This is a genomic window from Mycolicibacterium vinylchloridicum (genome assembly GCF_013404075.1).
Lineage (GTDB): Bacteria > Actinomycetota > Actinomycetes > Mycobacteriales > Mycobacteriaceae > Mycobacterium > Mycobacterium vinylchloridicum.
On record NZ_JACBJQ010000030.1, the window covers coordinates 1 to 25,464 of the forward strand.

The 25,464-nt window shown below is 67.3% G+C and carries 27 protein-coding genes; 18 read left to right on the forward strand and 9 right to left on the reverse strand.

Annotated elements, in window-relative coordinates; all coding sequences use genetic code 11:
• The first annotated feature begins 116 nt into the window (after positions 1-116).
• From HPC46_RS22435 to HPC46_RS22455, 5 genes are read left to right on the forward strand one after another with little or no spacing between them, the layout of a single operon-like run.
• Positions 117-1,097, forward strand: coding sequence for a DUF7847 domain-containing protein (locus HPC46_RS22435; protein WP_233716576.1), 981 nt, complete (start codon positions 117-119; stop codon positions 1,095-1,097).
• A 12-nt stretch (positions 1,098-1,109) separates the two neighbouring features.
• Positions 1,110-1,763 carry a DUF4129 domain-containing protein gene (locus HPC46_RS22440; RefSeq protein WP_179474023.1) on the forward strand — a complete coding sequence of 218 codons (654 nt, stop codon included), beginning with the start codon at positions 1,110-1,112 and terminating at the stop codon, positions 1,761-1,763.
• A complete protein-coding gene (locus HPC46_RS22445; RefSeq protein WP_179474025.1) occupies positions 1,760-2,884 on the forward strand; it encodes a DUF4350 domain-containing protein in 1,125 nt (374 codons plus the stop codon). The genes HPC46_RS22440 and HPC46_RS22445 overlap by 4 nt, the downstream gene beginning before the upstream one ends.
• Positions 2,881-3,864, forward strand: a complete 984-nt coding sequence (locus HPC46_RS22450) for an AAA family ATPase (protein WP_005138562.1) — start codon at positions 2,881-2,883, stop codon at positions 3,862-3,864. The genes HPC46_RS22445 and HPC46_RS22450 overlap by 4 nt, the downstream gene beginning before the upstream one ends.
• Complete coding sequence (locus tag HPC46_RS22455; protein WP_179474027.1) at positions 3,864-5,186, forward strand: DUF58 domain-containing protein; 1,323 nt, start codon at positions 3,864-3,866, stop codon at positions 5,184-5,186. The genes HPC46_RS22450 and HPC46_RS22455 overlap by 1 nt, the downstream gene beginning before the upstream one ends.
• Before the next feature lie 3 nt (positions 5,187-5,189).
• Here HPC46_RS22455 and HPC46_RS22460 read toward each other — a convergent pair whose 3' ends face one another.
• A complete protein-coding gene (locus HPC46_RS22460; protein WP_179474029.1) occupies positions 5,190-6,182 on the reverse strand; it encodes a stage II sporulation protein M in 993 nt (330 codons plus the stop codon).
• 7 nt (positions 6,183-6,189) lie between these two features.
• On the opposite strand from HPC46_RS22460, the gene HPC46_RS22465 reads away from it, so the two are divergent.
• Complete coding sequence (locus tag HPC46_RS22465) at positions 6,190-7,074, forward strand: RDD family protein (RefSeq protein ID WP_233716577.1); 885 nt, start codon at positions 6,190-6,192, stop codon at positions 7,072-7,074.
• Here the strand turns inward: HPC46_RS22465 and HPC46_RS22470 are convergent.
• Complete coding sequence (locus tag HPC46_RS22470; RefSeq protein WP_179474031.1) at positions 7,071-7,532, reverse strand: anthrone oxygenase family protein; 462 nt, start codon at positions 7,530-7,532, stop codon at positions 7,071-7,073. The genes HPC46_RS22465 and HPC46_RS22470 overlap by 4 nt on opposite strands.
• A gap of 86 nt (positions 7,533-7,618) precedes the next feature.
• Between HPC46_RS22470 and HPC46_RS22475 the strand changes: the two genes are divergently transcribed.
• Positions 7,619-8,560: an AraC family transcriptional regulator gene (locus HPC46_RS22475; RefSeq protein WP_179474033.1), complete on the forward strand. Its 942-nt coding sequence runs from the start codon at positions 7,619-7,621 to the stop codon at positions 8,558-8,560.
• On the opposite strand, the gene HPC46_RS22480 is transcribed toward HPC46_RS22475, so the two are convergent.
• From HPC46_RS22480 to HPC46_RS22500, 5 genes are all read right to left on the reverse strand, one after another.
• Positions 8,557-8,895 (reverse strand): hypothetical protein, encoded by a 339-nt coding sequence (locus HPC46_RS22480; protein ID WP_218894542.1) that lies wholly within the window; start codon positions 8,893-8,895, stop codon positions 8,557-8,559. The genes HPC46_RS22475 and HPC46_RS22480 overlap by 4 nt on opposite strands.
• A 43-nt stretch (positions 8,896-8,938) precedes the next feature.
• On the reverse strand, positions 8,939-10,084 hold the full coding sequence (locus tag HPC46_RS22485; protein ID WP_179474035.1) for a cation:proton antiporter: 1,146 nt from the start codon (positions 10,082-10,084) through the stop codon (positions 8,939-8,941).
• Between the two features lie 70 nt (positions 10,085-10,154).
• Entirely contained in the window at positions 10,155-10,655 is a 501-nt protein-coding gene (locus HPC46_RS22490) for a nuclear transport factor 2 family protein (RefSeq protein WP_179474037.1), read from the reverse strand.
• Positions 10,648-11,397, reverse strand: coding sequence for an SDR family NAD(P)-dependent oxidoreductase (locus tag HPC46_RS22495; RefSeq protein WP_179474039.1), 750 nt, complete (start codon positions 11,395-11,397; stop codon positions 10,648-10,650). The genes HPC46_RS22490 and HPC46_RS22495 overlap by 8 nt, the downstream gene beginning before the upstream one ends.
• 48 nt (positions 11,398-11,445) lie before the next feature.
• Positions 11,446-12,792 carry a carotenoid oxygenase family protein gene (locus HPC46_RS22500; protein ID WP_179474041.1) on the reverse strand — a complete coding sequence of 449 codons (1,347 nt, stop codon included), beginning with the start codon at positions 12,790-12,792 and terminating at the stop codon, positions 11,446-11,448.
• Positions 12,793-12,881: 89 nt separating this feature from the next.
• Between HPC46_RS22500 and HPC46_RS22505 the strand changes: the two genes are divergently transcribed.
• On the forward strand, positions 12,882-13,406 hold the full coding sequence (locus tag HPC46_RS22505) for a PadR family transcriptional regulator (RefSeq protein WP_179474043.1): 525 nt from the start codon (positions 12,882-12,884) through the stop codon (positions 13,404-13,406).
• Between the two features lie 84 nt (positions 13,407-13,490).
• Complete coding sequence (locus HPC46_RS22510; protein ID WP_179474045.1) at positions 13,491-14,231, forward strand: PadR family transcriptional regulator; 741 nt, start codon at positions 13,491-13,493, stop codon at positions 14,229-14,231.
• Positions 14,232-14,287: 56 nt separating this feature from the next.
• Here HPC46_RS22510 and glpK read toward each other — a convergent pair whose 3' ends face one another.
• Complete coding sequence (glpK, locus tag HPC46_RS22515) at positions 14,288-15,802, reverse strand: glycerol kinase GlpK (protein WP_005138542.1); 1,515 nt, start codon at positions 15,800-15,802, stop codon at positions 14,288-14,290.
• A 51-nt stretch (positions 15,803-15,853) separates the two neighbouring features.
• Between glpK and HPC46_RS22520 the strand changes: the two genes are divergently transcribed.
• The 9 genes from HPC46_RS22520 (at position 15,854) to HPC46_RS22560 (ending at position 24,640) form a co-directional block, all read left to right on the forward strand.
• Positions 15,854-16,609, forward strand: coding sequence for a class I SAM-dependent methyltransferase (locus HPC46_RS22520; protein WP_179474159.1), 756 nt, complete (start codon positions 15,854-15,856; stop codon positions 16,607-16,609).
• A gap of 50 nt (positions 16,610-16,659) precedes the next feature.
• Positions 16,660-18,144: a glutamate-cysteine ligase family protein gene (locus tag HPC46_RS22525; RefSeq protein ID WP_179474047.1), complete on the forward strand. Its 1,485-nt coding sequence runs from the start codon at positions 16,660-16,662 to the stop codon at positions 18,142-18,144.
• Positions 18,145-18,154: 10 nt separating this feature from the next.
• Positions 18,155-18,823 (forward strand): class I SAM-dependent methyltransferase, encoded by a 669-nt coding sequence (locus HPC46_RS22530; RefSeq protein ID WP_179474049.1) that lies wholly within the window; start codon positions 18,155-18,157, stop codon positions 18,821-18,823.
• Positions 18,824-18,903: 80 nt separating this feature from the next.
• The gene (locus HPC46_RS22535; protein WP_179474051.1) at positions 18,904-19,617 is read left to right on the forward strand and encodes a GOLPH3/VPS74 family protein; all 714 of its coding nucleotides are present in this window, start codon (positions 18,904-18,906) and stop codon (positions 19,615-19,617) included.
• Between the two features lie 16 nt (positions 19,618-19,633).
• Positions 19,634-20,113, forward strand: coding sequence for a UCP032817 domain-containing protein (locus tag HPC46_RS22540; RefSeq protein WP_179474053.1), 480 nt, complete (start codon positions 19,634-19,636; stop codon positions 20,111-20,113).
• Between the two features lie 318 nt (positions 20,114-20,431).
• Positions 20,432-21,490 carry a hypothetical protein gene (locus HPC46_RS22545; protein WP_179474055.1) on the forward strand — a complete coding sequence of 353 codons (1,059 nt, stop codon included), beginning with the start codon at positions 20,432-20,434 and terminating at the stop codon, positions 21,488-21,490.
• Positions 21,491-21,658: 168 nt separating this feature from the next.
• A complete protein-coding gene (locus tag HPC46_RS22550; protein WP_179474057.1) occupies positions 21,659-22,327 on the forward strand; it encodes a response regulator transcription factor in 669 nt (222 codons plus the stop codon).
• A gap of 1 nt (position 22,328) precedes the next feature.
• Positions 22,329-23,708: a HAMP domain-containing sensor histidine kinase gene (locus HPC46_RS22555; protein WP_179474059.1), complete on the forward strand. Its 1,380-nt coding sequence runs from the start codon at positions 22,329-22,331 to the stop codon at positions 23,706-23,708.
• A complete protein-coding gene (locus HPC46_RS22560; RefSeq protein WP_179474061.1) occupies positions 23,705-24,640 on the forward strand; it encodes a TAXI family TRAP transporter solute-binding subunit in 936 nt (311 codons plus the stop codon). The genes HPC46_RS22555 and HPC46_RS22560 overlap by 4 nt, the downstream gene beginning before the upstream one ends.
• Here HPC46_RS22560 and HPC46_RS22565 read toward each other — a convergent pair.
• Positions 24,619-25,419 (reverse strand): alpha/beta fold hydrolase, encoded by an 801-nt coding sequence (locus HPC46_RS22565; protein WP_179474063.1) that lies wholly within the window; start codon positions 25,417-25,419, stop codon positions 24,619-24,621. The two genes, HPC46_RS22560 and HPC46_RS22565, sit on opposite strands and share 22 nt — an antisense overlap.
• Positions 25,420-25,464 lie beyond the last annotated feature (45 nt).

Genomic DNA, 25,464 nt, shown 5'->3' on the forward strand with positions numbered 1-25,464 from the left:
AAGGCGGTATAGTCGGGAGCGTCAGTGGTGACTAAGAGCCCGGATACCCACCGCCCGGGTATCCCCCGCCGGGTTACGGTCCACCCGGATACCCGCCACCCGGGTATCCGCCTTTGATGCCGATGGCACCGAAGCCGGGTGTCATCCCGCTGCGGCCGCTGTCGCTCAGCGACCTGTTCAACGGCGCCGTCGGATACATCCGCGCCAACCCGAAGCCGACGCTGGGCCTGACGGCCGCCGTCGTGGTGATCACCCAGATCCTGGCGCTGGCGCTGCAGCTGGGTCCGGTGATCGCCATGGGCGGACAGGTCGGCACGGAGTCCGGCGAGGAGCTGTCCACACCGGTCATCGTGGGCTACGCGCTGACGGTACTCACCAGTCTGGTCACCACCGTCCTGGGCGGAATCCTGCTGTCCGGCATGCTCACCGTCGTGGTCGGGCGGGCTGTTTTCGGCGCCAAGATCAGCATCGGCGAAGCCTGGCAACGAGTGCGTGGGCGGCTGTGGGCGCTACTCGGGTTGAGCGCACTGGAGTTCGTCGCACTGCTGGTGTTGATCGCATTGGTCGTGGCCGTCATCGCCGGACTCGCAGTGGCCGGCAACGGCGTGCTGGCGGCGATCATCGGGATTCCGCTGGTGCTCGGAACGATCATCGGCCTGGTCTACGTGTACAACAACCTCTCGTTCGCGCCGGTGGCCATCGTGCTCGAGCGCAAACCCATCGTGGAATCCATCCGCCGTTCGTTTGGCTTGGTGCGCAAGCACTTCTGGCGTGTGCTCGGCATCCAGCTGCTCGCTTCGATCGTCGCCGGAGTGGTCGCCGGAGCGGTCGGGGTTCCGTTCAGTATCGCCGGACAGGTGATGCAGATCGGTGACACGTCGACCGGATCGATCGTCCTGTCCTACACCTTGATTGCGATCGGCGGCGCGATCGGTCAGATCATCACCGCACCGTTCACCGCCGGGGTGGTGGTGTTGCTCTACACCGATATCCGCATCCGCGCCGAGGCGTTCGATCTGGTGCTCCAGACGGGCGCCAACGCCGCACCCGGTGACAACCTGACGGCCGACAACCTCTGGCTCACCCCGGGGCGGTAGCCGCGGATCACCATGCCCACCATCGACATCGACCGTGAGACGGCCCACGAATTGGCCCAACGTGAGCTCGCCAAGCCCATCTACCCCAAGACGTCGTTGATGGACAGGATCGGCGAGTGGTTCGAGGAGCTGCTCTACCGGATCATCGTCAAAGGATCGTCGATTCCGGGCGGCTGGTTGACTCTCACGGTGCTGGCCATCGTGGTCGTGGTGGCGTTCATCGTCGCCGTGCGCATCGCCCGACGAACCATGCGGACCAAGCGCGGCCTGGATGCGGGACTGTTCGGCATCCACGAACTCAGCGCGTCCGAACACCGAGCCACCGCGGAAGCGTATGCGGCTCAGGGAAACTGGGCTGCGGCGATCCGCCACCGGCTTCGAGCCGTGGCGCGCCACCTGGAAGAGACCGGAATGCTCAACCCGGTCCCAGGCCGGACAGCCAACGAGCTCGCCCGTGATGCGGGTGAGCTGATGCCGTCGTTCGGCGGCGCGCTACGCCGCGCGGCGACGGTGTTCAACGACGTCACCTACGGCGAGCAACCCGGCACCGAACCCAACTACCGCCTCGTCGCCGAACTCGACGAGGCACTGCGCCGCCACGCCACTCCGACCGGCGCCGACCCGAGTGCGCCCCACGTCGCCGACACCTGGGCTCCACTGCGGTGAGCACCACCATCGGCCAGCGCTGGCGCACCGGACGCTGGATTGCCCTGGCGCTGATCGCGATATCGGCCATCGCCGCGATCGGCGCCTACTTCACCGCCCCACGCCCGGGTGGCCGGATGGATCCCGAATCCACCAGTTCCGACGGCGCGCACGCACTGGTAGCCCTGCTTCGGGACCGCGGCGTCGACGTCGTCGTGGCCAACAACGTCGCCGATGTGGAACGCGCCGCCCGGCCGGACAGTCTGCTGCTGGCAGCCGAGACCTACTACACGCGCGGAACCGATCTGCTGACCCGGCTGGCCGACGTTCCGGGCGACCGGCTGATCCTCGAACCCACCTCGCGCGTGCGACAAGCGCTGGCCCCCGACATCCGCCTCGGCGGCGCCAGCATGCTCACCATGGAGCCCGATTGCGATCTGCGTGAAGCCATTCGGGCCGGGACCGTGCAACTGGGCGCCACCGACACCTACGAAAAAGCCCGTGACGTAGAGGTGACCCGGTGCTACGGCGGGGCGCTCGTGCGCTACCACGCCGACGGTCGCACGATCACCGTCGTCGGCACCGCGGACTTCATGACCAACGGTGGGTTGCTCCAGGAGGGCAATGCCGCGCTGGCGATGAATCTCGCCGGCAACCGGCCCCGCGTCGTTTGGTACGCGCCACAGCGAGTCGAAGGTCAAAGCGGCGCAGCCGGCTCGTCGCTCACCGACCTGATGCCCGACGCGGTGACCTGGATCGTCTGGCAACTATGCCTGGCCGTGTTGTTGCTGGCCATCTGGCAGGGCCGCCGGCTGGGCCCTCTGGTGGCCGAGAAGCTGCCCGTGGTGGTGCGGGCCTCGGAGACCGTGGAGGGACGCGCCCGGCTCTACCGATCCCGCCGGGCCCGCGACCGCGCCGCCGAAGCACTGCGCACCGCAACACTTCAGCGGCTCACACCCCGGCTGGGCCTGGGCCCCAGCCCTTCTCCCGCCGCGGTGCTGAGCGCTGTCGTCCAGCGCTACGCCGGGGACGCCAACAGCGTGCACCACCTACTGTTCGGACCAGCACCGTCCACCGATTCGGATCTGCTCCATCTTGCGCAAGCACTCGACGACATCGAAAGGCAGGTCACGAAGTCGTGACGCATTTCGCACCACCTCCCCCCTCCACCGCCGAGAGCGATGCGGCCCGTGCGGCGCTGCTGGCGTTACGCGGCGAAATCGGCAAAGCCGTCGTCGGCCAAGACGCGGTGATCAGTGGGTTGGTGATCGCCCTGTTGTGCCGCGGACACGTTCTGCTCGAAGGTGTTCCGGGCGTAGCCAAGACCCTACTGGTGCGGGCGATGTCCGCCGCACTGCAGCTGGAGTTCAAACGGGTGCAGTTTACCCCGGACCTGATGCCCGGAGATGTCACCGGCTCACTCGTCTATGACGCGAAGACCGCGGCCTTCGCCTTCCGCGAGGGGCCGGTGTTCACCAACCTCATGCTCGCCGACGAGATCAACCGCACCCCACCGAAAACCCAGGCGGCCCTACTTGAGGCGATGGAGGAGCGCCAGGTCAGTGTCGATGGCGAGCCCCGTCTGCTACCGGATCCGTTCATCGTGGCCGCCACCCAGAACCCGATCGAATACGAGGGCACCTACCAACTACCCGAGGCGCAACTGGACCGATTCCTGTTGAAGCTCAATGTGCCTCTGCCGCCACGTGATCAGGAGATCGCGATCCTGTCCCGGCATGCCGGCGGATTCGATCCGCGCGATCTCAGCGCCATCCGCCCGGTGGCGGGGGCAGCCGAGCTGGCTGCGGGCCGCGAAGCCGTGAAGCAGGTACTGGTCGCCGACGAGGTGCTCGGCTACATCGTCGACATCGTCGGTGCGACAAGGAATTCACCCTCACTGCAGCTCGGCGTGTCGCCGCGCGGTGCGACCGCATTGCTGGGCACGGCACGGTCTTGGGCGTGGCTGTCCGGTCGCGGCTACGTGACCCCGGACGACGTCAAGGCCATGGCCCGGCCCACGCTGCGCCACCGGATCGCGCTGCGCCCGGAAGCCGAACTCGAAGGAGCCACCCCCGACGGCGTGCTCGACGGCATCCTGGCCGCGGTGCCGGTGCCACGCTAGTGGTCCTCACCGGGCGCACCGGTCTGATCGCCCTGGTGGGCGTCCTGCCGATCGCGCTGTCACCTTGGCCGGCAACGACATTCGCTGTGGTGCTGATGATGCTGCTGGCCACGGTCGCCGTCGACATGGCGTTGGCGGGCAGCCCGCGTGCGCTGCAGCTGAGCCGGGCCGGCGACACGTCGGCGCGGTTGGGTCAACCCGTCAATGCCGTCCTGCACGTCCAAAATGGTGGGTCGCGCCGGTTCCGTGGTGCCCTGCGCGATGCCTGGCCGCCGAGTGCCTGTGCTGACCCCCGCGCACACCGGCTCACGGTCAAGTCATCGGAAACCGTCACCGTCACAACGCAGTTGCGTCCAGTCCGTCGCGGCGACCTGCGTTCCGAGGCGGTCACTGTCCGATCGATCGGGCCGCTGGGTCTGGCCGGCCGGCAGCGCTCGCATCCCGTCGCGGGACAGGTGCGCATCCTGCCGCCGTTCCTGTCGCGCAAGCACCTGCCGTCCCGGCTGGCCCGGCTGCGTGAGATCGACGGCCTGCTTCCGGTGCTGATCCGGGGCCAGGGCACCGAATTCGACTCGCTGCGTGAATACGTCGTCGGCGACGACGTCCGGTCGATCGACTGGCGGGCCACCGCCCGTCGCGCCGACGTGGTGGTCCGTACCTGGCGCCCCGAACGCGACCGGCGCGTGGTGATCGTGCTCGACACCGGCCGCACCTCGGCGGGGCGCGTCGGCGTGGACCCCACCGCGCGCGATCCGGGCGGCTGGCCGCGGCTGGACTGGTCGATGGACGCGGCGTTGCTGCTGGCGGCGCTGGCCGCGCGCGCCGGCGACCACGTCGATTTCCTCGCCCACGACCGGCTCACGCGCGCAGCCGTGTTCGGTGCCTCCCGTACCGAGCTGCTGGCCCACTTGGTCGAGGCGATGGCACCCCTGGAGCCGGCACTGATCGAGTCGGATGCCACCGCAATGGTGGCCGCCGTGCAGCGCCGGGTGCGCCGCACCGCCCTGGTGGTGCTGCTGACCGATCTCAACGCCTCCGCACTGGACGAGGGTCTGCTGCCGGTGTTGCCGCAGCTGTCGGCCAAGCACAAGGTGATCGTGGCCGCGGTGTCCGACCCGCGCGTCGACGAACTCGCAGCGGGCCGTGCCGATGCCGCGCAGGTGTACGACGCGGCGGCCGCCGAGCGCGCCCGTAATGATCGCCGGACCATCGCCAGCCGGCTGCGACACAAGGGCGTCGAGGTGGTCGACGCCCCGCCGGAGGACCTGGCGCCGGCCCTGGCCGATCGCTATCTGGCCATGAAGGCCACCGGCCGGCTGTAGCGCTCAGCCTGTGGGGACGAAGTCAGGGGCGTCTTCGATATCCCCGGTCTCACCGGCGCGGGTGCCCTTTCGGCCGAAGTAGACGACGTAGGACAGGAATGCGACCTCGGCCGCCACGCCGATGGCGATCCGCAGGAAGGTCGGCAGCGGCGACGGCGTCACCAACGCCTCGAGCAATCCCGACACCAACAGCACCCCGGCCAGTCCGACCGCGGCGGCGACCACCGCACGGCCCTGCTCGGCCAGCACCTGGCTGCGGGGCCGATCTCCCGGCGAGATCACCGTCCAGCCGAGCCGCATGCCGACCGCCCCGGCGAGGAACACCGCCGTCAGCTCCAGCAGCCCATGCGGGATGAGCAGCCCGAACAACACGTCTGCCTTACCGGAGTCGACCATCAGCCCGCCGATGACACCGAGGTTGGCCGCGTTCTGGAACAGCACCCACGGGATGGGGATGCCAAGCAGGATCGCGTAGCCGATGCACTGCGCCGCAACCCACGAGTTGTTGACCCACACCCGCAACGCGAACGAGCCGGCCGGGTTCTCGCTGTAGTACGAGGCGAAGTCATGGTTGACCAGGTGCTCGATTTCCTCCGGCGTGCTGAGCGCCGACTGCACCTCGTGGCTGCCGCCGACCCAGATCCCGATGACCGCCGCCACCGCGAAGAACAGGACGGCGGTTGCCAGCCACCACCGCCACGCCCGGTAAGCCACCACCGGGAACGAGACGGTCCAGAATCGGGCGAATTCGTGCCACATCGGGGCGTGCGCGCCGGTCACCGCGGCGCGGGCGCGGGCCACCAGACTGGACAGCCGCCCCACCAAAACGGAGTCCGACGAGGCCGAGCGGACCATCGACAGATGGGTGGAGACCCGCTGGTAGAGCTCGACGAGCTCGTCCACTTCGGCGCCGGACAACCGTCGCCGCCGCTTCACCAGCTCCTCGAGCCGCTTCCAGGTGTCCTGGTGAGCCAGCACGAAAGCGTCGACGTCCACTCGGCCGATGCTAGTAGCGTTGGTGGACATGGTGCCCGAGACCGTGGTGACGGGGGACGCGGTCGTCCTCGACGTCCAGATCGCGCAACTGCCGGTGCGGGCCGTCGGCGCGCTGATCGACCTCGCCGTCGTCATGATCGGCTACGTCATCGGCGTGCTGCTGTGGGCAGCCACGCTCACCCAGTTCGATGAGGCGCTCAGTGCCGCGGTCCTGATCATCTTCACCGTGCTGGTCATCGTCGGCTATCCCGTCGTCTTCGAAACCGCCACTCGGGGAAGGTCTCTGGGCAAGATGGCGATGGGCCTTCGCGTGGTGTCCGACGACGGCGGCCCAGAACGCTTCCGGCAAGCCCTGTTTCGCGGGTTGGCCGGGTTCATCGAGATCTTCACGTTCATGGGTGGCCCCGCCGTCATCTGCAGCCTGATCTCGCCGCGCGGCAAGCGGATCGGCGACGTCTTCGCCGGGACCGTCGTGATCAGCGAACGAGGTCCCAAGCTGCCGCCCCCTCCGGTGATGCCGCCCGCGCTGGCGTGGTGGGCCGCATCCCTCGAACTTTCCGCACTCACCCCGGATCAGGCTGAGCTGGCGCGCCAATTCCTCGCGCGGGCACCGGAATTGACACCCCAAGTACGTAACGAGATGGCCTACCGAATCGCCACCGACATCGCCGCCCGGGTCTCACCGCCGCCACCGCCGGGCGTCCCGCCGCAATACGTTCTCGCGGCTGTGCTCGCCGAACGGCATCGCCGCGAGCTGGCCCGGCTGCGGCCATCCGGACCGCCTCCACCGCCGACGTCTGCCGCTCCGCCGCCGTATCCGGCCACCCCGCCACCTGGAGCCGTCGTACCCAAGGCCGCGCCCCGAACCGATGGCTTCGTGCCGCCCAGCTAACGCAGTCGCACGCCGATCACCATCAGCACCGAACCGAGCACAGGCGCGACTGTGCGCACGTGGTTCCAGAGGGTCCAGATCGGGTAGTAACCCTTCCACGGTAAGCCCGCGGCGAGCCGGTCATTCAGCGGGACATTGACGGCGATGGTGACCACCAACGGAACCAGCGCGAGCACGGCGCCGGCCAGCATCCACCCGCTTCCGGGAACGCGCAGTTGGGTGGCAGCGACGATGGCCACGACGAGGGCGACCAGCGCCGAGCCGAGGAACATCGTCAGGAAAGGCCCGTTGGCCTGGGCTTCGGCGTTGATGCCACGCATCGCGGTGGCGGCCTGCACCGGACCGGTCCGATCCAGGCCGCGCATCACGAAGGTTGAGAAGGCATAGAACAGACCACCGATCGCGGCAGCGCCGACAGCGGCGGCGGTGGCCAGGTACACAAGTGGTGAACTCGACATATCGCCAGTCAACTGTGCCGATGAGAGACAGAACATCGTCGATGGTCGCCATTGCATACGCGTTCGTCTCAACTAGGCTGCCGGATGTGGACTCGCTCGTAGGCCTGCTCGACGGGGTCCGCGCACACGGTGCCTTCGTGCTGCGCATGGTCCTCGACCCACCGTGGTCGATGCGGATCCAGGACGAGGCGCCGCTGACTCTCATCTGCGTGACCGACGGCGCGGCTGTGCTGTCTCCCGACGGGGACACCGCACCGATCCACCTGACCGCCGGGGATGTGGCCCTGGCCCGCGGCGCCGGGCATTACGTCCTCGCCGACAGCGCCACCACCTCGCCACAGGTCGTCATCCACCCGGGCCAGCGATGCACCACAGTGTCGGGTGAAGACCTGAAATTCGCGATGGCACTGGGTGTCCGCACGTGGGGCAACAGCGAAACGGGCGCCACCCGCGCGGTCGTCGGCGCCTACGAAGGCCACAGCGCGGTCAGCCAACGACTGCTCGGCGCACTGCCCAACGTCGCGATCCTGCGAGCCACCGAGTGGGACAGTCAACTGCCGCAGTTACTTTCGGCCGAGGCGGTGGCCGACGGTCCCGGCCAGGAGGCGTTCTTGGATCGGCTGCTCGATCTGCTGCTGCTCGACTTCCTGCGAACATGGTTCGGCCGGCCCGGCACCGCCCCGTCGTGGTGGACCGCCGAGTCGGACACCGTGGTCGGACCGACACTGCGGCTGATGTACAACAACCCGGCGTATCCCTGGACGGTTGCGAATCTTGCTGCCGCGTCCGGCAGCTCACGCGCCGCGTTCGCTCGCCGGTTCACCGCGCTGGTCGGTGAGCCGCCGATCGCATTCCTGACCGCGTGGCGCCTGGCACTGGCCGCCGATCTACTGGATGCCTCGGAAGCCACGATCGCGACGGTGGCACGCCACGTCGGCTACAGCACCCCGTTCGCGCTGAGCACTGCGTTCAAGCGGGCCAACGGAATCAGCCCCGCCGCCTACCGGGCGCGTCGTGGCGTCGGCTAGGAGAACGTCACCGCCAGGATCGCGACGTCCAGGATCAGCAACAGCCACGCGACCGCGGGCACCAGCCAGCCGCGCGGAAGTCGCGCGGTGAAGAACGACAGCACGATCGCGGCTACCGCCACGACCGGCGCACCGTAGGTGAGCAGCCCGTAGACGAATCCGCTGGGTTTGGGGCAGTTGGGTGCGCTGCAGGCTGACGTGCTCATCACCGCGCCCATGGCGAGCAGCTGGACGACCCCCGCGCCCACGATCGTGGACAGCGCCAACAGCCAATTCACCCACAACCGACTCCGGGGTGCCTGCTCGGGAGTCTGGGTGCCGTTTGATGCGGTCATAGACGTCGGCTACCCGCGGCGGGCAGCCGGCACACGTCGGCCCTCACGCCGGTTGCTCGCCGCGTCGGCGCGCGGCGATCACGCTGGCCACCGAGGTGACCGCGACCGTCAACAGCGCGCCGAGCATCAGCGCCGACGGCTCGCCCGGGGACAGCAGATGCTTCTGGGTACCCAGCGTCGCCGCGGCCACCGGAACCCCGAGCTGCGCGGCGGCCAGGGCGGCCAATGCCAGCGGTTGGCCGGTCAGCCGCCCGACGCAGTGGGCGAGCACCGCGCCGACGCCGAGGCCGACACCGAGCAGGATGTAGGCGGGATGGTCGCCGAGCTCGCGCACTTGCAGCGAGGCACCGAGCCACACGAAGAACAGCGGGGCGAACAGTCCTTCGGTGATTCCGAACAGCTGGCGCGCCAGCCGTCGCGGCTCCCCCGCGGCCCTGACCGCGAGACCGAGCGCGAAGCCCGCCAACATGATCGACACGTGCGAGGCGACCGCGAGCGCAGCGAGTGCGAACAGCGCGATCAGGCTGATCCGCAACTCCAGCGCGAAGCCGTGGCGTTGCGAATACCGGTGCATCCGCTGACGCAGCCCGCGGCGGTCGAACGCCCGGATCGCGACGAACAACACCGTGGCACACGCCGCGATCACCACTGCGCCGAATGCCGCGGTCAGGGCCCGGTCTGGATCGATCACCAAGGGCAGCAACACGATTGACGTGGCGTCAGCGATCGCGATCTGGGCGGTCACTCCCTGCACCGATGGCCCGTCGATGCCGAGCGCCTGGATGACCGGCAACGCCAGCGCCGCCGACGACGACGCCATCAACACCGCGTACACCGCGGCGTGGCCGGTGTGGAACACGGCGGCCAATCCGACCGCGAACACCGTCGCCACCGCGCCGACGAGGACCGCGCGCAGCACCGCACCCGGAATCGAGGACCGCAGGGTGACATCGCGGATCGGGACGTGGGTGCCGACCACGAACATCACCAGGGCGAACCCGATGTCGGCCAGCAAGCTGAAAGTCGGGTCAGCGGCGTCGACGAGGCCGAATCCGGTTCTGCCGATGAGCAATCCCACCGCGAGCTCGCCGATGACAACGGGGACGCGCAGCCTGGGCACCGACGCCAGTAGCGGCCCGGCGATGCCGACGACCGCCACGAGCGCCAGCGTCGAGAAACCGAAGCTCATTCTTTGCGCACCCAGGAGACGAGCCGGCGCGGGGTCGGGGTGTTGTCGTCGGTCGTGAAACTCATGCTGCCTACCGGCCAAAACGCTTCAAGAGCACGGACAGCGGATCGTCAGCGTCTCGGCGGCCACGGGGGCCGGGTCGCTCGGGGTCGACGAACACGTCCGGGCGAGTCCACTCACGCACCGCCCAGCGCTCGGCGATCGCCCACCGGCCATCCCGTCGTTCCATGAGGTCGACGTATCGCGCTCCGGTGGTGAAGTTGGTCTGTGCGCCCTGATCGAGCCGGCCCCAATGCGTTGCCAACAGGTAGGTCTCGCTGATCGCGGTGTCGTCGCCGACGAAGTCAACGTGATGGTTGCCGATGAAATGCATTGTTCCGGATAGGAACTCGAGGCTCTTGCGCACCCATGCGACGAATTCGTCTGCCGTCCCATCGAATCCGGTGTGGTGGTCGATGCCGTTGGAGTGATAGGCCTGCCGCACCAGCTCGAAGTCGAGCCGGTCGATGCCTCGGCAATAGAGGGCAACCACATCGCGGATCGCGTGAACATCGGTCAGCCGATCAGACACCGTAACCGCCGTCGACGTCGAGTTTTTGGCCGGTGATGAACCCCGCCCGCGGCGAGGCAATGAAGCACACCGCCTCGGCGACATCAGTGGCATTGCCGAAACGTCGCAGCGGGGTGTTGCGGCGGGCGGCATCGAGCGCCTTGTCATCGAGGTCGCCGTCGGCGATCAGCCGCTGCGCGTTGCCGTCGACCAGCATGCCGGGGCCGACACAGTTGGCCCGCACACCGAAACGGCCCTCCTCGGCGGCGATCCCCCGGATCAATGCCTCGATGGCGGCCTTCGGCGCTACCGAAAGACCGTCCCGGACGGCGAAGCGCCTGGTGGCCGCGGTCGTCACCGCGACAAGGCTGCCGCGCGAGCTGCGCAGGTGCGGCAAGGCCGCCGCAACGACGTTGAAGAAGCCGCCGGTGTCGGTGCCGAGCTGGTGATCGAAGCGATCCGGATCGACGGTGCTGAGGTGACGCATCGGGATGTGGGCACCGGCGGCGTGGACGAGAGTGTGCACGCCGCCTTGCTGGGCGAAGGCATCGACGACCCGCCGAACTGCCGCGGCATCGGTGACGTCCAATTGCTCGGCACTGACGTCATCGGTGACGAGTTCAGCTGCCTTGCTTGCGTTGCCGCAGTACGTGAAGCCCACCCGCGAGCCGCGCGCAGCCAGCATCGCGACGATCTCGGCCCCGATGCCGCCGGTACCGCCCACGACGATCGCTGTGCCGGGCAGCGCGCTGAAGTCACCCACGCGCTACATCGTCGCAAGAGCCACCGCGCGACGGGCGCAGGCGTACCGCTAGGCAGGAATCCAGTTGCCGTGGAAGCCGTACGGAACCCGCCGTGGCAACTGAATACGAGCCACCGGCTTACCCGCGAAATCGGCGGCGTCCAGGATCACCAGATCGCTGCCGTCCCGCGCGGCGTCGTAGACGTAGCCCAGGTACCAGCCGTTGCTCTCGTCGGCCGGTCCGGACGTCGACGGGACGAAGACCGCCTCCCCCGGCCCGCCCGGCACCAGGCCACTGGCGAAGCGGTGTTCGACGGCATCGCCGGTGGTCAGATCGTGGCGAACCAGGCTGGCGTCCCCGACCGATACCGAATAGCGAGCAGGAAGGCCGGCCAGCCGGTCGTCGATCCGCGGGAACTCCACCGCGCGATCGTCGAGCTGACGCTCGCTGACCGCGCCGGTCTGCAGGTCGATGGTCCAGCTCCACAACACCGCGCTGGCGTCGAAGCCGCCGTTGTCACGCCACAACTCGGGATACCGAACCGCCTGCAGGACAATCGATTTACCGTCAGCGGTCTCGTGGGCGTTGGCGACGTGGAAGACATAGCAGGGGTCGATCTCGAACCAGCGGATCTCACCGAACGGGTCGTCTCGGCGCAGCACGCCAAGCCGCGCGCCGTAGTTGTCGTCCCAGCGGTAGGGCATGTCGCTCTCGCCCGCCAGGGCGATGTCGATGTTGAACACGATCGGCAGGTCCATGAAGATGACGTGCTGCGCGGTCAGCGCGAAGTCATGCATCATCGTCAGTGCCTTCACGTCCACCGGGCGATTGATCGTCAACTCGCCGTTGGCATCTGCGCGGTGATAGGTGACGTGCGGTTCGAAAATGCTGCCGTAACCGAAGAAGTGCAGCTCCCCGGAGGTCGGGCAGATCTTCGGATGAGCCGTCATCGAGTCGACCAGCTTGCCGCCAAAGTCGTAGCAGCCCACCGTCTCCAGCTCATTCGTGATCTCATACGGCAACGACGATTCGACCAGAGCCAGCGTCTTGCCTGCATGGTTGACCACGTGCGTGTTGGCTACTGCGGCCCGCAGATCGCGTGTCCCGTCCTCGCGGTAGAGCGGAAACGGCTCGATGAAGCTGTCGGTGCGCACCCAGCGATTGCGATACCACTTGGCCGCACCTCCCTCGATGCGCACGCCGTGGATCATGCCGTCGCCGGTGAACCAGTGCCCGGTGGCCTCACGCGGGTTCGGCCCGTTGCGCAGATACCAGCCGTCGAGCTCGGCCGGGATCGCCCCCTCGACGGGCAGGTCATATTCGGAGAGTTCGTCGGGCACCGGCGCGTAGTTGCCGCGCTGGAAGAACTGGCCCTCGGTGGGCAAGTTGGCTGAGTCGGTTGTGATGTCCGTCATGCCGACCACTCTGACACTCCACTCATGACATGTCAATGATGAACCGTCAGATAGTCCACAACTGACATGTCGAGCTCTACGATGGTCGAGTGAGTCTTCGGTACGCAGCACTGGGGCTGCTGGCACAGCAGCCCGGCAGCGGCTATGACCTGCTCAAACGGTTCGAGATCTCGATGGCCAACGTCTGGCCGGCAACCCAGAGTCAGCTCTATGGCGAGCTCAACAAGCTGGCTGATGGCGGCTTGATCGAGGTCAGCGACATCGGGCCGCGCGGCCGCAAGGAGTATCGGGTCACCGCCGCCGGCCGCCAGGACCTGTTGCGCTGGATGACCAACCCACAGGACGACCCGCCCTACCGCAGCGCCGAGCTGCTCCGGGTGTTCCTGCTCGGCGAGATGACCACCGAACAGGCCAGGGCCTATGTGGTGTCAGTGGCCGAGCACGCCGACGCCGAGCTGACGCGCTATGAGCAGATCCGCGACGCCATCGACTGGGATGACAACCCCGCGGGCTTCTATGGGCGGGCAGCCCTGGAGTTCGGGCTGCGCGCCGAGGCGATGGAGGCCGACTGGGCGCGCTGGTTGATCAGGGAAATCGACAAAAGATCAACCTAATCGTTGCATCGCGATAGTTTCCGATATATCGTCACCGTATCGGAAGCGCATTCGGCGTTTCCAGACCAGAAACGAGAAACGTCTATGAACACCCCCTTTCCCCAGTTCGGCGGCCCCGAGATAGGTCGCCCGGGCTTCGGCCCCGGCTTCGGTCCCGGCTTTGGCTTCGCACCCGCGGGGCGTGGCCGCCGCCACGACCGCCATGACCGCCGTCGCGAGTTCCGCGACCAGCTTCGTGAGCAGTTCCGCGAGCACGGTGATCGCCACGACGGTCCCCAAGGATTCGGCCCGGGCTTCGGTCCCGGCTTCGGCCCCGGTTTCGGCCCGGGCTTCGGACCCGGTGGTCCGCGCGGCGGTCGCCGCGGACACGGCCGCGGTCGCGGTCGCGGACGCCGTGGTGACGTGCGCGCCGCAATCCTCAAGTTGCTTGCCGAGCGGCCCATGCACGGCTACGAGATGATCCAGGAGATCGCCGAGCGCAGCCAGGATCTGTGGAAGCCGAGCCCCGGCTCGGTCTACCCGACCCTGCAATTGCTGGCCGACGAAGGCCTGCTGGTGGCAAGCGAATCCGAAGGCAGCAAGAAGCTTTTCGAGCTGACCGACGAAGGCCGCGCCGCCGCCGACAAGATCGAGACCGCACCGTGGGACGAGATCACCGAAGGCGCCGACCCCGGCCAGATCAACATCCGGGCCGCCGTGGGCCAGTTGTTCGGCGCAGTGCGTCAGGCCGCTTTCGCGGCGAACGCAGAGCAGCAGCAGCGCATCGTCGACATCGTCAACAATGCGCGCCGTGAGATCTACCAGATCCTCGGCGAATCCGAATAATCCCAACTTGGGCGCGGTTTCGTGCGCACACAGCGCTCGAAACCGCGCCCAAGTCGTCAGACCTCGACCCAATCCAGCGTGCGCTGCACAGCTTTGCGCCAGCCGGCGTAGCCCGCCGCACGCTGTTCGTCATTCCACGCCGGCGACCATCGCCGGTCCTCTTGCCAATTTGCCCGCAGGTCATCGGGATCCGCCCAGAATCCGACCGCCAACCCGGCGGCGTAGGCCGCCCCGAGTGCCGTTGTCTCGGCGACCACCGGGCGCACCACGTCCACCCCGAGCACGTCGGCCTGGATCTGCATGCACAGCTCGTTCTGGGTGACGCCACCGTCGACCTTCAAAACCTCAAGGTGCACACCGGAATCGGCTTCCATCGCATCGACAACGTCACGGCTCTGATAGCAGATCGCCTCCAGCGTCGCCCGCGCCACATGCGCATTCGAGTTGTAACGGGACAGCCCGACGATCGCCCCGCGCGCATCCGAGCGCCAATACGGCGCGAACAGGCCCGAGAACGCCGGCACAAAGTACACCCCGCCGTTGTCGGCGACCTGCGCGGCCAGCGTCTCACTCTGCGACGCGCCGCTGATGATACCCAGCTGATCGCGCAGCCATTGCACGGCCGAACCGGTCACTGCGATCGAACCCTCAAGGGCATAAACGGGTTTGGCGTCACCGAACTGGTAGCACACCGTGGTCAATAGCCCGTTTTCGCTTCGCACGATCTTCTCGCCGGTGTTGAGCAGCAGGAAGTTGCCGGTGCCGTAGGTGTTCTTGGCCTCGCCGGGGGCCAGGCACACCTGCCCCACCATCGCGGCCTGCTGATCGCCGAGGCTCGCCGTCAGCGGCACCTCGCCGCCCGCCGGACCGCCGGGGTGGGTCATCCCGTAGGGCTCCGGCGACGACGACGGCCGGATCTCGGGCAGCATCGCACGCGGAATCCCGAAGAGCCCCAACAGTTCGTCGTCCCAGTCCAGCGTCTCCAGATTCATCAGCATGGTGCGGCTGGCGTTGGTCACGTCGGTGACGTGCACGCCACCGTTCGGTCCCCCGGTCAGATTCCACAGCACCCAGCTATCAGGCGTGCCGAACAGGGCGTCCCCGTGTTCGGCATCGGCGCGCACCCCGTCGACGTTTTCCAGGATCCACTGCAGCTTGCCGCCGGAGAAGTAGGTGGCCGGCGGTAATCCGGCTTTGCGCCGGATGATGTCGCCTCGACCGTCACGATCCAGCGCGGCCGCGATGCGGTCGGTGCGGGTGTCCTGCCAGACGATCGCGTTGTAGTACGGCCTGCCGGTCTTGCGGTTCCACACCAAGGTGGTCTCCCGCTGATTCGTGATGCCCAACGCGGCAAGGTCACCGGCAGCCAGCTTGGTGGTATTGAGCGCCGACATCACGACCGTCTGGGTGCGCTCCCAGATTTCGACCGGGTTGTGCTCGACCCACCCCGACTGCGGCAGTATCTGCTCGTGTTCGAGCTGGTGCCGGCCGACCTCGGTGCCCTTGTGATCGAAGATCATGCAGCGGGTGCTGGTGGTGCCCTGGTCGATCGAGGCGACGAAGTCAGCCAACGGTGCTCCTCTGACGTGCGACGCTGCCAACCCGGCAGCCCTTCGTCCATGATGGCCTACATGGCAGATCAGATCACTGACATCGCCGACATGCCCCGAGGCGGTCCGGATGCCTCCTGGCTGGATCGCCTGCTGGAGACCGACCGCCTCGAATACCTCGACCGCGACGACATCGACGACGAGGTCAAGCGCGGCATCGTGACGGCGCTCGACCGGATCGGCACTGTCTTCCACGAGCACGACCGCAACGCCGAACTGGTGCTGCGCGAGGTCGCCGACATCGCCGACCCCAAGATCCTCGAACTCGGCGCGGGCCATGGCGCGCTGTCGCGCAAAGTGCTCGAACAACATCCCACCGCCCACCTCACCGTCACCGACATCAATGCCGAGTCCGTGGTGGCGATGGCCGCCTCAGACCTGGGTGACCATCCCCGCGCGAGCGTCGGCCTGATGGACGCAACCGCGATCGACGCCCCGGACGGCGCGTACGACCTTGTTGTCTTCGCGCTGTCGTTCCACCATCTTTCGCCGGCACAGGCCGCCCAGGTCCTTGCCGAGGGCAGCCGGGTGGCCGGCCGGATGCTGGTCATCGACTTGCCGCGGATGCCGTCGCTGCTGCACATCGCCAAGCTGGCGGTGATGGCGCCGCTGGTGTGGTGGCCCTTCGCCCACGACGGCTTGATCAGTTCGCTGCGTTCGTACAGCCCTTCGGCGCTGCGGGCGTTGGGCGCATACGCCGGTCTCGACGTCGACGTCAGCACCAACCCGTTCGATCGGCAGGTGCTGCTGGCCCGGCGGCGCGCCTGATCTCTGCGATTCTCTTGCGCAACATCCTCTGACCGGGTTGCATCGACCCCGTGGGGGAAGAGGTCAAGCACGCGAACTTCGACCGGGCGCATCGGCAGCAGTACCGGCGCAAGGTTCAGCTGTGTCTGGATGTGTTCGAAACCATGCTGGCGCAGTCCAGTTTCGAGTTCGACCGGCCATTGACCGGCATGGAGATCGAGTGCAACCTGGTCACCGATGACTACCAGCCGGCGATGTCCAACCAGGAGGTTCTCGCGGCCATCGCCGATCCGGCCTACCAGACCGAATTAGGCGCCTACAACATCGAATTCAATGTCCCGCCGCGCCCGCTGCCCGGACGGACCGCGCTGGAGCTGGAGGCCGAGATCCGCGCCAGTCTGAATGCCGCCGAGATCAAGGCCAACACCGATGATGCACACATCGTGATGATCGGTATCCTGCCGACGCTGATGCCGCAGCACCTGGCCGGCAGCTGGATGAGCCCGTCCCTGCGCTACCAGGCGCTCAACGACTCGATCTTCACCGCGCGCGGCGAGGACATCCTCATCGACATCACCGGACCAGAACGGCTGAGTCTGCACTCCGAGTCGATCGCGCCCGAATCTGCCTGTACCAGTATGCAATTGCACCTGCAGGTGTCGCCGGCCGACTTCGCGGCCAACTGGAATGCCGCGCAGGTGCTGGCCGCCCCGCAACTGGCCCTCGGCGCGAACTCGCCCTATTTCTTCGGCCACCAGCTGTGGGCGGAGACGCGTATCGAGCTGTTCGCGCAGGCCACCGACACGCGCCCCGACGAGCTCAAGGCGCAGGGGGTGCGGCCCCGAGTGTGGTTCGGGGAGCGCTGGATCACTTCGATTTTCGACCTGTTCGAAGAGAACGTCCGGTACTTTCCGTCGCTGCTGCCCGAGCTGTCCGACGAAGACCCGGTGGCCGAGCTTGCTGCCGGCCGTACTCCGCACCTCCCCGAACTCCGGCTGCACAACGGCACGGTGTACCGCTGGAACCGGCCGGTGTACGACGTCGTGAACGGCCGTCCACACCTACGCGTGGAGAACCGGGTATTGCCCGCCGGGCCGACGGTCGTCGACATGATGGCCAATTCGGCGTTCTACTACGGCGCGCTGAGGGTCCTGTCCGAAGAGGACCGCCCGCTGTGGACGAAGATGAGTTTCACTGCCGCACATGACAACTTCATCGAGGCAGCACGCCACGGGATGGAGGCCCGGCTGTATTGGCCCGGCCTGGGTGAAATCACCCCCGACGAGCTCGTGTTGCGCACCCTGCTGCCGATGGCCGACGAAGGCCTGCGCCGCTGGGGGGTGGCCGCAGAGGTGCGCGACCGCTACCTCGGGGTGATCGAAGGACGTGCCAAGACCGGTCGCAACGGCTCGGCATGGCAGGTCGCGACCGTACAGGCGCTGCAGCGTCGGGGCATGACGCGCCCGCAGGCGCTGGCCGAGATGCTGCGCCGATACTGCGACCTGATGCACAGCAACGAACCCGTCCACACCTGGGACGACATCACCGCGGAGTAGGTTGGGGGCCATGGATTCTGAGGTGATGGATTGGGACAGCGTCTACAAACAAGAAGGCGGATTCGACGGCCCGCCACCATGGAACATCGGTGAGCCACAACCCGAGCTGGCCGCGCTGATGCGGGACGGAAGGCTCACCGGCGATGTGCTCGACGCCGGCTGCGGGCACGCCGAACTCTCATTGGCGCTCGCGGCTGCGGGCAGCACCGTCGTGGGCATCGACCTGTCTCCCACCGCCATCGCCGCCGCGAGCGAGGCCGCGCGCGAACGAGGCCTGAGCAATGCGACGTACGTATGCGCCGACATCACCTCCTTCACCGGCTACGACGAGCGGTTTTCCACGATCGTCGACAGCACGCTCTTCCACTCGCTGCCCGTCGACCGCCGGGACGCCTACCTGGAGTCGATTCACCGAGCTGCCGCGCCCGGCGCCCATCTGTACGTACTGGTGTTCGCCAAGGGCGCCTTCCCGCCGGATGTGGAGACCAAGCCCAACGAAGTCGACGAGGACGAGCTGCGGGCCGCGGTGTCCCGCCACTTCGTGATCGACGACATCCGGCCGGCCAAGATTCACGCACACATGCCGGAAATTCCCGGCGCGCCGACCCCTGCCGATGTGGACGAGAAGGGCCGGGTGAAGATGCCCGCGTTCCTGCTCAGCGCGCATAAAGAGAGCTGAATCTGTGGATTGCGCTAGGGAATAGCGCAATCCAGCTCACGCCACTTCCGTAGCCGACGCCGGTGTCCCCATGATCGGCCATGGACCTACCGCACACCCTCTACGGACAGCTTTACCTGCTGGCCTACGACCGCAAGCGGCGCCGATTCGACTATGGCAAGCTCTGGCTGCTGGGCCACGCCCTGCGCGGCGCCACCCTCACCGAACTGCTCGGCAGCGGCCATCTTCGGGACGTCGACGGCACGGCTCGCCTGGCTTGTGACCGGTTACCCGTCGATCCGGTTTTACGAGCCACCGTCGAGGCAATCGACGACGACGATCCGAAACCGTGGTCTCTTCTGGTCGCATCGAGCTTCCAAGACACCAGTGGAATGGTGCGTCGCCATCTGGAGCACCACGGCTGGGTCCGGCCTCAACGACGGTGGAGGCTCGGCGTCATCCCGACCCGCTGCGCCGGGGTGTCTGATGAGCCTTCGGTTGCCGCACTCGCGGACCGCGCGATTCAGGCGGTCCGCAATGCCGTCGCCAATCGGCCCGCAGATCCCCGCGCATTGACGCTGGGTCTGCTGACCGTGCTGTGCGAACTGCCGTTACTGGGCACGGACGAACTCGAGGAGCACGCCGACAAGCTGCGCGACCTGGCCCTCATGGCGGCAGTCCCCGTCGCCGGGGTGTATCAGGCGGTGGCGGCGGTCCACGCCCAATTGGACGCAAACAACCACGCGTACGACCACTCCGGCGGCGGGTGCGGCGGGTGCGGAGGTTGCGGTGGTTGCGGTGGTTGCGGTGGCTAGGCGACAGGACCGCCGGATGGCACGGGTGGACGCCGCGCTGGCGGCACTCGAGCTGCCCGAGGCGGTGTTCAAGACCTGCCCGTGGCAGCCCAGGGAGCTTATCGAGACGGGGCTGCGGCAGTGGCTGCGCTGCTGCGGCCCGGCGCTCGGGCAGCGGCGGATGATCGGGATGCCCTCGCGTGCCGTCGACGAGGCCTGGCACGGATTCATCCTCTGCACCGCCATGTATTCCGCGTTCTGCGACAGGGCCTACGGCCGATACCTGCATCACCATCCCGAAGGCGCGACGCCGATCGATATCCCGGGCGCGACCGACTCGGCGTGTGAACAGCTCGGCCGCACGGTGGTCGCGTGGTCGCTGGTTGCCAAAACCGATGAGTGTTGTGTCCTTTGGGATATCGACCATCGCGTCGGCGTGGATCAGCCGTGGGGCATTGACCTCGTTCGGGTCTCGGCTATCGAGACGGCGCTATCCAAACAGCTAGCCAAACGTTGAGAGAGGAGTCAGCATCATGAACGGATCGGTTGTCACAGGGGTTGTGTTCGCACTCGTCCTCGCGGTGGCCTCGGCATTCCTGGTGGTCACGGTGAGGCGCGCGGTCCGGAATCGCAACAGCAGCGTCGAGGAGCGCGGCCGAAACGCGATCGCGAACCTCGCCATCGACCGCAACCGCCGGCAGGTATGGGGCGCAGCCTCGCTGGGCATATTCGCGGCCGGCACCGAGCTTACCTCTGGCACAGGATGTTCCAGTGACAGTGGCGGCTGCGGAGGCGGAGGCTGCGGTGGTGGTGGCTGTGGCGGCGGGTGCGGAGGGTGAACATCTGGATTCGGATACCCTCCGGAATACGCGCTCTGCTGCTGATCGCCGCATGGCTCACCTATGGTGCACTACTGTCGAATCTCAACTCACTGGATGACGGCAGCCGAACCGCCGAAATCATCTGGGGTGCTTGTCTTGTCGGTGCGACAGTCACCGTGATCGGCGACTCGGTGAGGTGCCCGCTGTTGGATACGGCGTTGCGGACCGGCAATCTGCCCGACGAGATCGAGCTGGCAGATTGGCGGCGACGGCTGATCCGAAGTCGCGTTGGCGCCGCACTGACACCCTGGTTCGCCACCGCCTACCTCGGATTCGGCGCGCTGTCGGCCGACTCGAGCCGGTCACCGCACCGGGTGCTCCTTCTGTGGGTGTTCGGGCTCGGCATCATCTGGGTTTTCGTTGCAGTGCACAAGCGGACCACGCGGATCAGGCAGCTGGAACTCGCCATCCGGCAGCGTCGAGAGGCCGCGACACCCGCGAAACCCACTGTGCCGGCCGAAGAGCGGCGCTGGCGGTCCAACGCCGAGACCCCAATGGCTGGGCGGATCACCATGACTGCTGTGGTGGGCACTGCGATGGCCTTCGTCGTCTTGCTCGTGGCCGACCTGGATTCCGTCGTCTACAGCGACTCCAGGGCAGCTCATCTCGGGTGGGCGACAGTGATCGCGACCGTCACCGGGATCGCCATGACCGCGCTGGCGTTCGGCGATCCACGTCTCCGTGCCAACGCCGACACGATCGATGCGATTCTGCAGTACGACTGGGCCTTCCGCGCGGCTGAATTGCCGGCTCAATTCGATGTCGATCAGTGGCGGAACTGGATCAGGCGCCATCACCAATCCGATGGGAGGCTACTGATCTGGGCGACCTTCTTCTCGATCGTCGCCGGGTGGGCGATTCTGACTCACCCCCCGGGATATCACTGGATCGTGGCCATGCTGCTCGCAGTGCTGGCGATCTGGGAACTTCGCCGTTGGCAATACCTGTGCGCCATGAACGCACGGCTGAAGAATCTGGTGGAGCGACACGCTATCGGACAGCTGTTCGGATAGCGACCAAACGAATCTGCGAATCGTGCAAGGAATGCTGGTCGATCGGACACTATCTATTCTCAACTGGTGACGGTCGCCTCATCATGAATGGCATTGAGAGGCGGCGGAGGGACGGGGCCATGCAACGAGAAACATTCCATGCGCGCGTCGCCGGCGTAAGAAGCTGACATGCAGGTCCTGTTGGTCGAAGACGACGACGGGGTCGCATCGGCCCTGGTCGAGCTCCTCGGCCAGGCCGGCACGGTAGTCATCAGGACCAGTCGCGGTGCCGATGCCCTGCACCGGGTCAAGGGCTGCGATCTGGTGCTGCTGGACCTTGGGCTGCCCGATATGGATGGGCTGGATGTGCTGCGCACCCTGCGGCGGGCGTCCACCGTTCCGGTCATCATCATGACCGCGCGAGACAGCGACGGCGCGGTGGTGCTGGGCCTGCGGGCCGGCGCCGATGACTATCTGGTCAAACCAGTGCGGAAGGCGGTGCTGCTGGCCCGTATCGAGGCTGTCATGCGGCGGCTCCGGCGGGTGACCGGTGACGTGCCTGCCAATCCCGCAGGTCCCGTCATGGCAGGCCCGGTGACCATCGACCGCGACCGCAGGGAGGTGAGCGTCGCCGGGGTACAGCAAGCGCTGACCCGGACCGAGTTCCAGATCGTCGCCAATCTGGCTGGGCGCCTTGGGGAAGCCGTCAGTCGCGAAGAGCTCATGCTCCAGGTGTGGGGCACCGCGGTCGTCGGCCGGTCGCGGTCACTGGACTTCTTCATCGGACAGATTCGCAACAAGCTCCCGGGTCTTCCGTTACGCACGGTGCGCGGCTTCGGTTTTCGGCTGGACGCCTGACGTGGGCCTGCGCGTCCGGCTCATCCTCGTCGTCCTGTTGCTGATGGCGGTTCTTGCCCTCGCTGTACCGCTGGCCCTGAGCGTGGCAGACCGCCGGACCTCGACCCTGGCTGCCGAACGCGATCGACAAGCGGTCGCCCTGGCCGACGAGGCCGCCGTTGCGGGCGCTCCGTTGCAACAGGTGGTCGACCGCTACTACGAGGTGTACCGGGAGGGCGTGCTGATCGTCGACGCCGACGGTAAACCCCTGGCCGCCAAGGGACTCGATGGATCAGATCCTGGCGTCAGGTCCGCGGCCGACCACGCCCTTGTCGATGCACCGACGTCCCGGTGGACCAGAATCTGGCCGTGGGACCAGGGCGACGTTTTGACCACAGCGGGCGTGCGCCGCGACGGGCAACTGGTCGGTGCGGTCGTCGCCGCCGTCGACACCTCAGTCGCGGCACGCGGTGTCGCGATCGCCTGGATGTGGGTAGCGCTCGGTTCGCTGGTACTGCTCATGCTGGCGGTGCTGGTAGCCCGCGGGCTCACCCGATGGGTGCTGCGCCCGCTGACCGGTCTGGAGCAGGCCGTTGCCGAGATGACCGAAGGAGTGTCCGGTCCGCCCGCCAACATGGCCGGCCCGCCCGAGCTGCGCCACTTCACCGCCGCGTTCAACACGATGTCACAAGCGGTTCGGGCCTCCCTCGAGCGGCAACGCCGACTGGTCGCCGACGCATCACACCAGCTGCGAAACCCATTGGCGGCAGTCCGGTTACGCGCGGACACTCTCGAAGAAAGCGTGACGGAGTCCGGCCAGGCGACCTTCCGGTCGATGAGCGCCGAACTGGACCGCTTGGAGAACCTGCTGCACCAACTCCTGCGCCTGGCTCGCGCAGAGGAACTCACCGGCACCCGCAAGGCGGGCCTGTCCACCGTGACCGAGTCGACCGACCTCGCGGACGTGATCGCTGAGCGCGTCACGTTCTGGCAGCCGGTTGCCGACCGGCGAGACCAGCAGCTGCAGAACCATTCTCAGCTTCCCGGCCCGGTCGTCCAACTGGCCCGCCACGACGTGGAACAGCTGCTCGATATCGCGATCGACAACGCTTTGCGATACGCGGGTGACGGCACCACCGTCTCGGTGTCGGCGGCGCGCACCGATGAGGACGTCGAGCTTCTCGTGAGTGATGACGGGCGGGGGCTGGCCGACGCCGACCTGTCCAAAGCCGCAACCCGGTTCTGGCGCGGCCAAAAGGACATCGCCGGAACAGGTCTCGGACTCGCCATCGCCGCGGAGATCACCGCGGGCCATGGCGGCACCATCGCGCTGGAGAAGGCGCCCGAAGGTGGTCTGCTGGTGCGCTTCCGCCTGCCCGCCGCCGACGAGGCGGTATCGTGAGCATCCCGACACTGACTCGGCGCGCCTTCCTGCTCGGTACGGCGGCCCTGACGACCGGCTGCCTGAAAACCGAGCCCAGCGGCCACATCCGGTTGGCCGCCGGCGACCCGGGCGGTTTGTATCTGGCGTTCTCTCAGATCCTCGCCGAACAGCTGCACCGCAAATATCCCGGCATCGACGTCAAGGTCGTGCCCACTGCAGGCAGTGTGGAGAACCTGGCGCTGCTGCGATCGGGCGCAGTGGATATGGGCCTTGCGCTGGCCGACGTCGCCGAACGCGACCGCGCCACCGGCCCGCTACCGACCGCCCCGTCGGCGGTGGCGCGGGTGTACGAGAACTACCTTCAGGTCATCGTCCCCGATGCCACTCCGGTACAGCATGTTTCAGACTTGGCGGGCGCCCGCGTCTCGATCGGACCAGACGGCTCCGGTGCCTCGGCGACCAGCCGGGTGCTGCTCACGGCGGCCGGACTCGACGGCCGGATGGAGCCGGTGGCCTATCGCCTCCGGGACGCGCTGGCTCACCTCGCCGAGAACAGCATCGCGGCACTGGTGTGGTCGGGCGGCGTTCCCACCCCGGCGATCGCCGAACTGGATGCGGTACGGCCGCTACGGATCCTCGACATCGGCGGGCTGTCGCGACGGATGAGTGAGTTGTCCGGCTACCCGTATGTTCTTCGACCGGTACCGACGTGTGGCTACGTACCGTCCGGCATCCGCTCGATCGGGGTGGCCAATCTGCTGCTGTGCCGGCAGGGCATTCCCACTGAATTGGTCAGTGCGACTGTCGACACGCTGGCCAGCGAAGCCGAGCATCTGGTTCCGCCCTATATCCGCGGACTGCAATATCTCGACACCCCGTCCATGATCCAAACCGGCTTCATCCCCTTGCATTCGGGGGCCGTCGAGGCCTACCGCGAGCTACACGGCTGAACCTCGCCGAGGAACGGCGCGACGACGGCATGGAATTCCGCCGGCCGCGACGAGAACGGCAGGTGTCCGCTGTCGAGCACTTCCAGTCGAGAGCCCGCGATGGCGCGCTGGGTGGCCCGGCCGAATCGTAGTGGTATCGCAGTGTCTTTGGCTCCCCAGACGATCAGCGTCGGCGCCGTGATACGTGCGGCCTGCCTGCGTAGATCGGCTTCCGGCGCCGCGAAGCTCCGCCACAATGCGGCAGTCAACGCCACTCCCTCGGCGGTGCGGGCGCGGTCGGTGACCCGGCGCAGGACGGCATCGTCGTTCTCGCTCTGCGCCTTCAGATAACTGCGGACGAAACGCGGCAGCACCCGGCGCATCACCGCGGGGGTCCCGAGGAACCGGCAGTAGGCCCGCGCCAACGGACCGCCGAGGAATCCGCCGGTGTCGGCAAGTACCAGGCCGGCGACTCGCGCGGGATCGGTGATGGCCAGCCGCGACGCGCAGTAGCCGCCCACGGAGCTCCCGATGAACACCGCCGACGGGAGGTCGAGCGCGACCACCAGGTCTTGCAGGACATCGGCATACAGCGCCGCACTCGGAGCCGACGAGGGCTCCGGGGATTCGCCGTGACCCGGCCAGTCGACAGCGATCACCCGATAGTGGCGGACGAGGTGGGGCTTGATCGCGTCGAAGTCGCGGCGATCGTGCAGCGCGGCATGCAACAGGACGACGACGGGCCCGCTGCCGTCATCGGAGTACGCAACCGGGCCCACCCGGGTTCTGGCTGTTGGCATCGCTCGTCCCTTCATTGACCGGCCGGTCGGTCAAATAGATGCTAT

Bases quoted from the DNA above. Each gene is read 5' to 3' on its own strand.
- HPC46_RS22540 (WP_179474053.1), top strand. From the start codon at position 19,634: ATGGCACGGGTGGACGCCGCGCTGGCGGCACTCGAGCTGCCCGAGGCG.
- HPC46_RS22465 (WP_233716577.1), top strand. From the start codon at position 6,190: ATGCTAGTAGCGTTGGTGGACATGGTGCCCGAGACCGTGGTGACGGGG.
- HPC46_RS22440 (WP_179474023.1), top strand. From the start codon at position 1,110: ATGCCCACCATCGACATCGACCGTGAGACGGCCCACGAATTGGCCCAA.
- HPC46_RS22520 (WP_179474159.1), top strand. From the start codon at position 15,854: ATGGCCTACATGGCAGATCAGATCACTGACATCGCCGACATGCCCCGA.
- HPC46_RS22535 (WP_179474051.1), top strand. From the start codon at position 18,904: ATGGACCTACCGCACACCCTCTACGGACAGCTTTACCTGCTGGCCTAC.
- HPC46_RS22565 (WP_179474063.1), bottom strand. From the start codon at position 25,419: ATGCCAACAGCCAGAACCCGGGTGGGCCCGGTTGCGTACTCCGATGAC.
- HPC46_RS22500 (WP_179474041.1), bottom strand. From the start codon at position 12,792: ATGACGGACATCACAACCGACTCAGCCAACTTGCCCACCGAGGGCCAG.
- HPC46_RS22530 (WP_179474049.1), top strand. From the start codon at position 18,155: ATGGATTCTGAGGTGATGGATTGGGACAGCGTCTACAAACAAGAAGGC.
- HPC46_RS22480 (WP_218894542.1), bottom strand. From the start codon at position 8,895: ATGACCGCATCAAACGGCACCCAGACTCCCGAGCAGGCACCCCGGAGT.
- HPC46_RS22470 (WP_179474031.1), bottom strand. From the start codon at position 7,532: ATGTCGAGTTCACCACTTGTGTACCTGGCCACCGCCGCCGCTGTCGGC.
- HPC46_RS22550 (WP_179474057.1), top strand. From the start codon at position 21,659: ATGCAGGTCCTGTTGGTCGAAGACGACGACGGGGTCGCATCGGCCCTG.
- HPC46_RS22435 (WP_233716576.1), top strand. From the start codon at position 117: ATGCCGATGGCACCGAAGCCGGGTGTCATCCCGCTGCGGCCGCTGTCG.
- HPC46_RS22485 (WP_179474035.1), bottom strand. From the start codon at position 10,084: ATGAGCTTCGGTTTCTCGACGCTGGCGCTCGTGGCGGTCGTCGGCATC.
- HPC46_RS22510 (WP_179474045.1), top strand. From the start codon at position 13,491: ATGAACACCCCCTTTCCCCAGTTCGGCGGCCCCGAGATAGGTCGCCCG.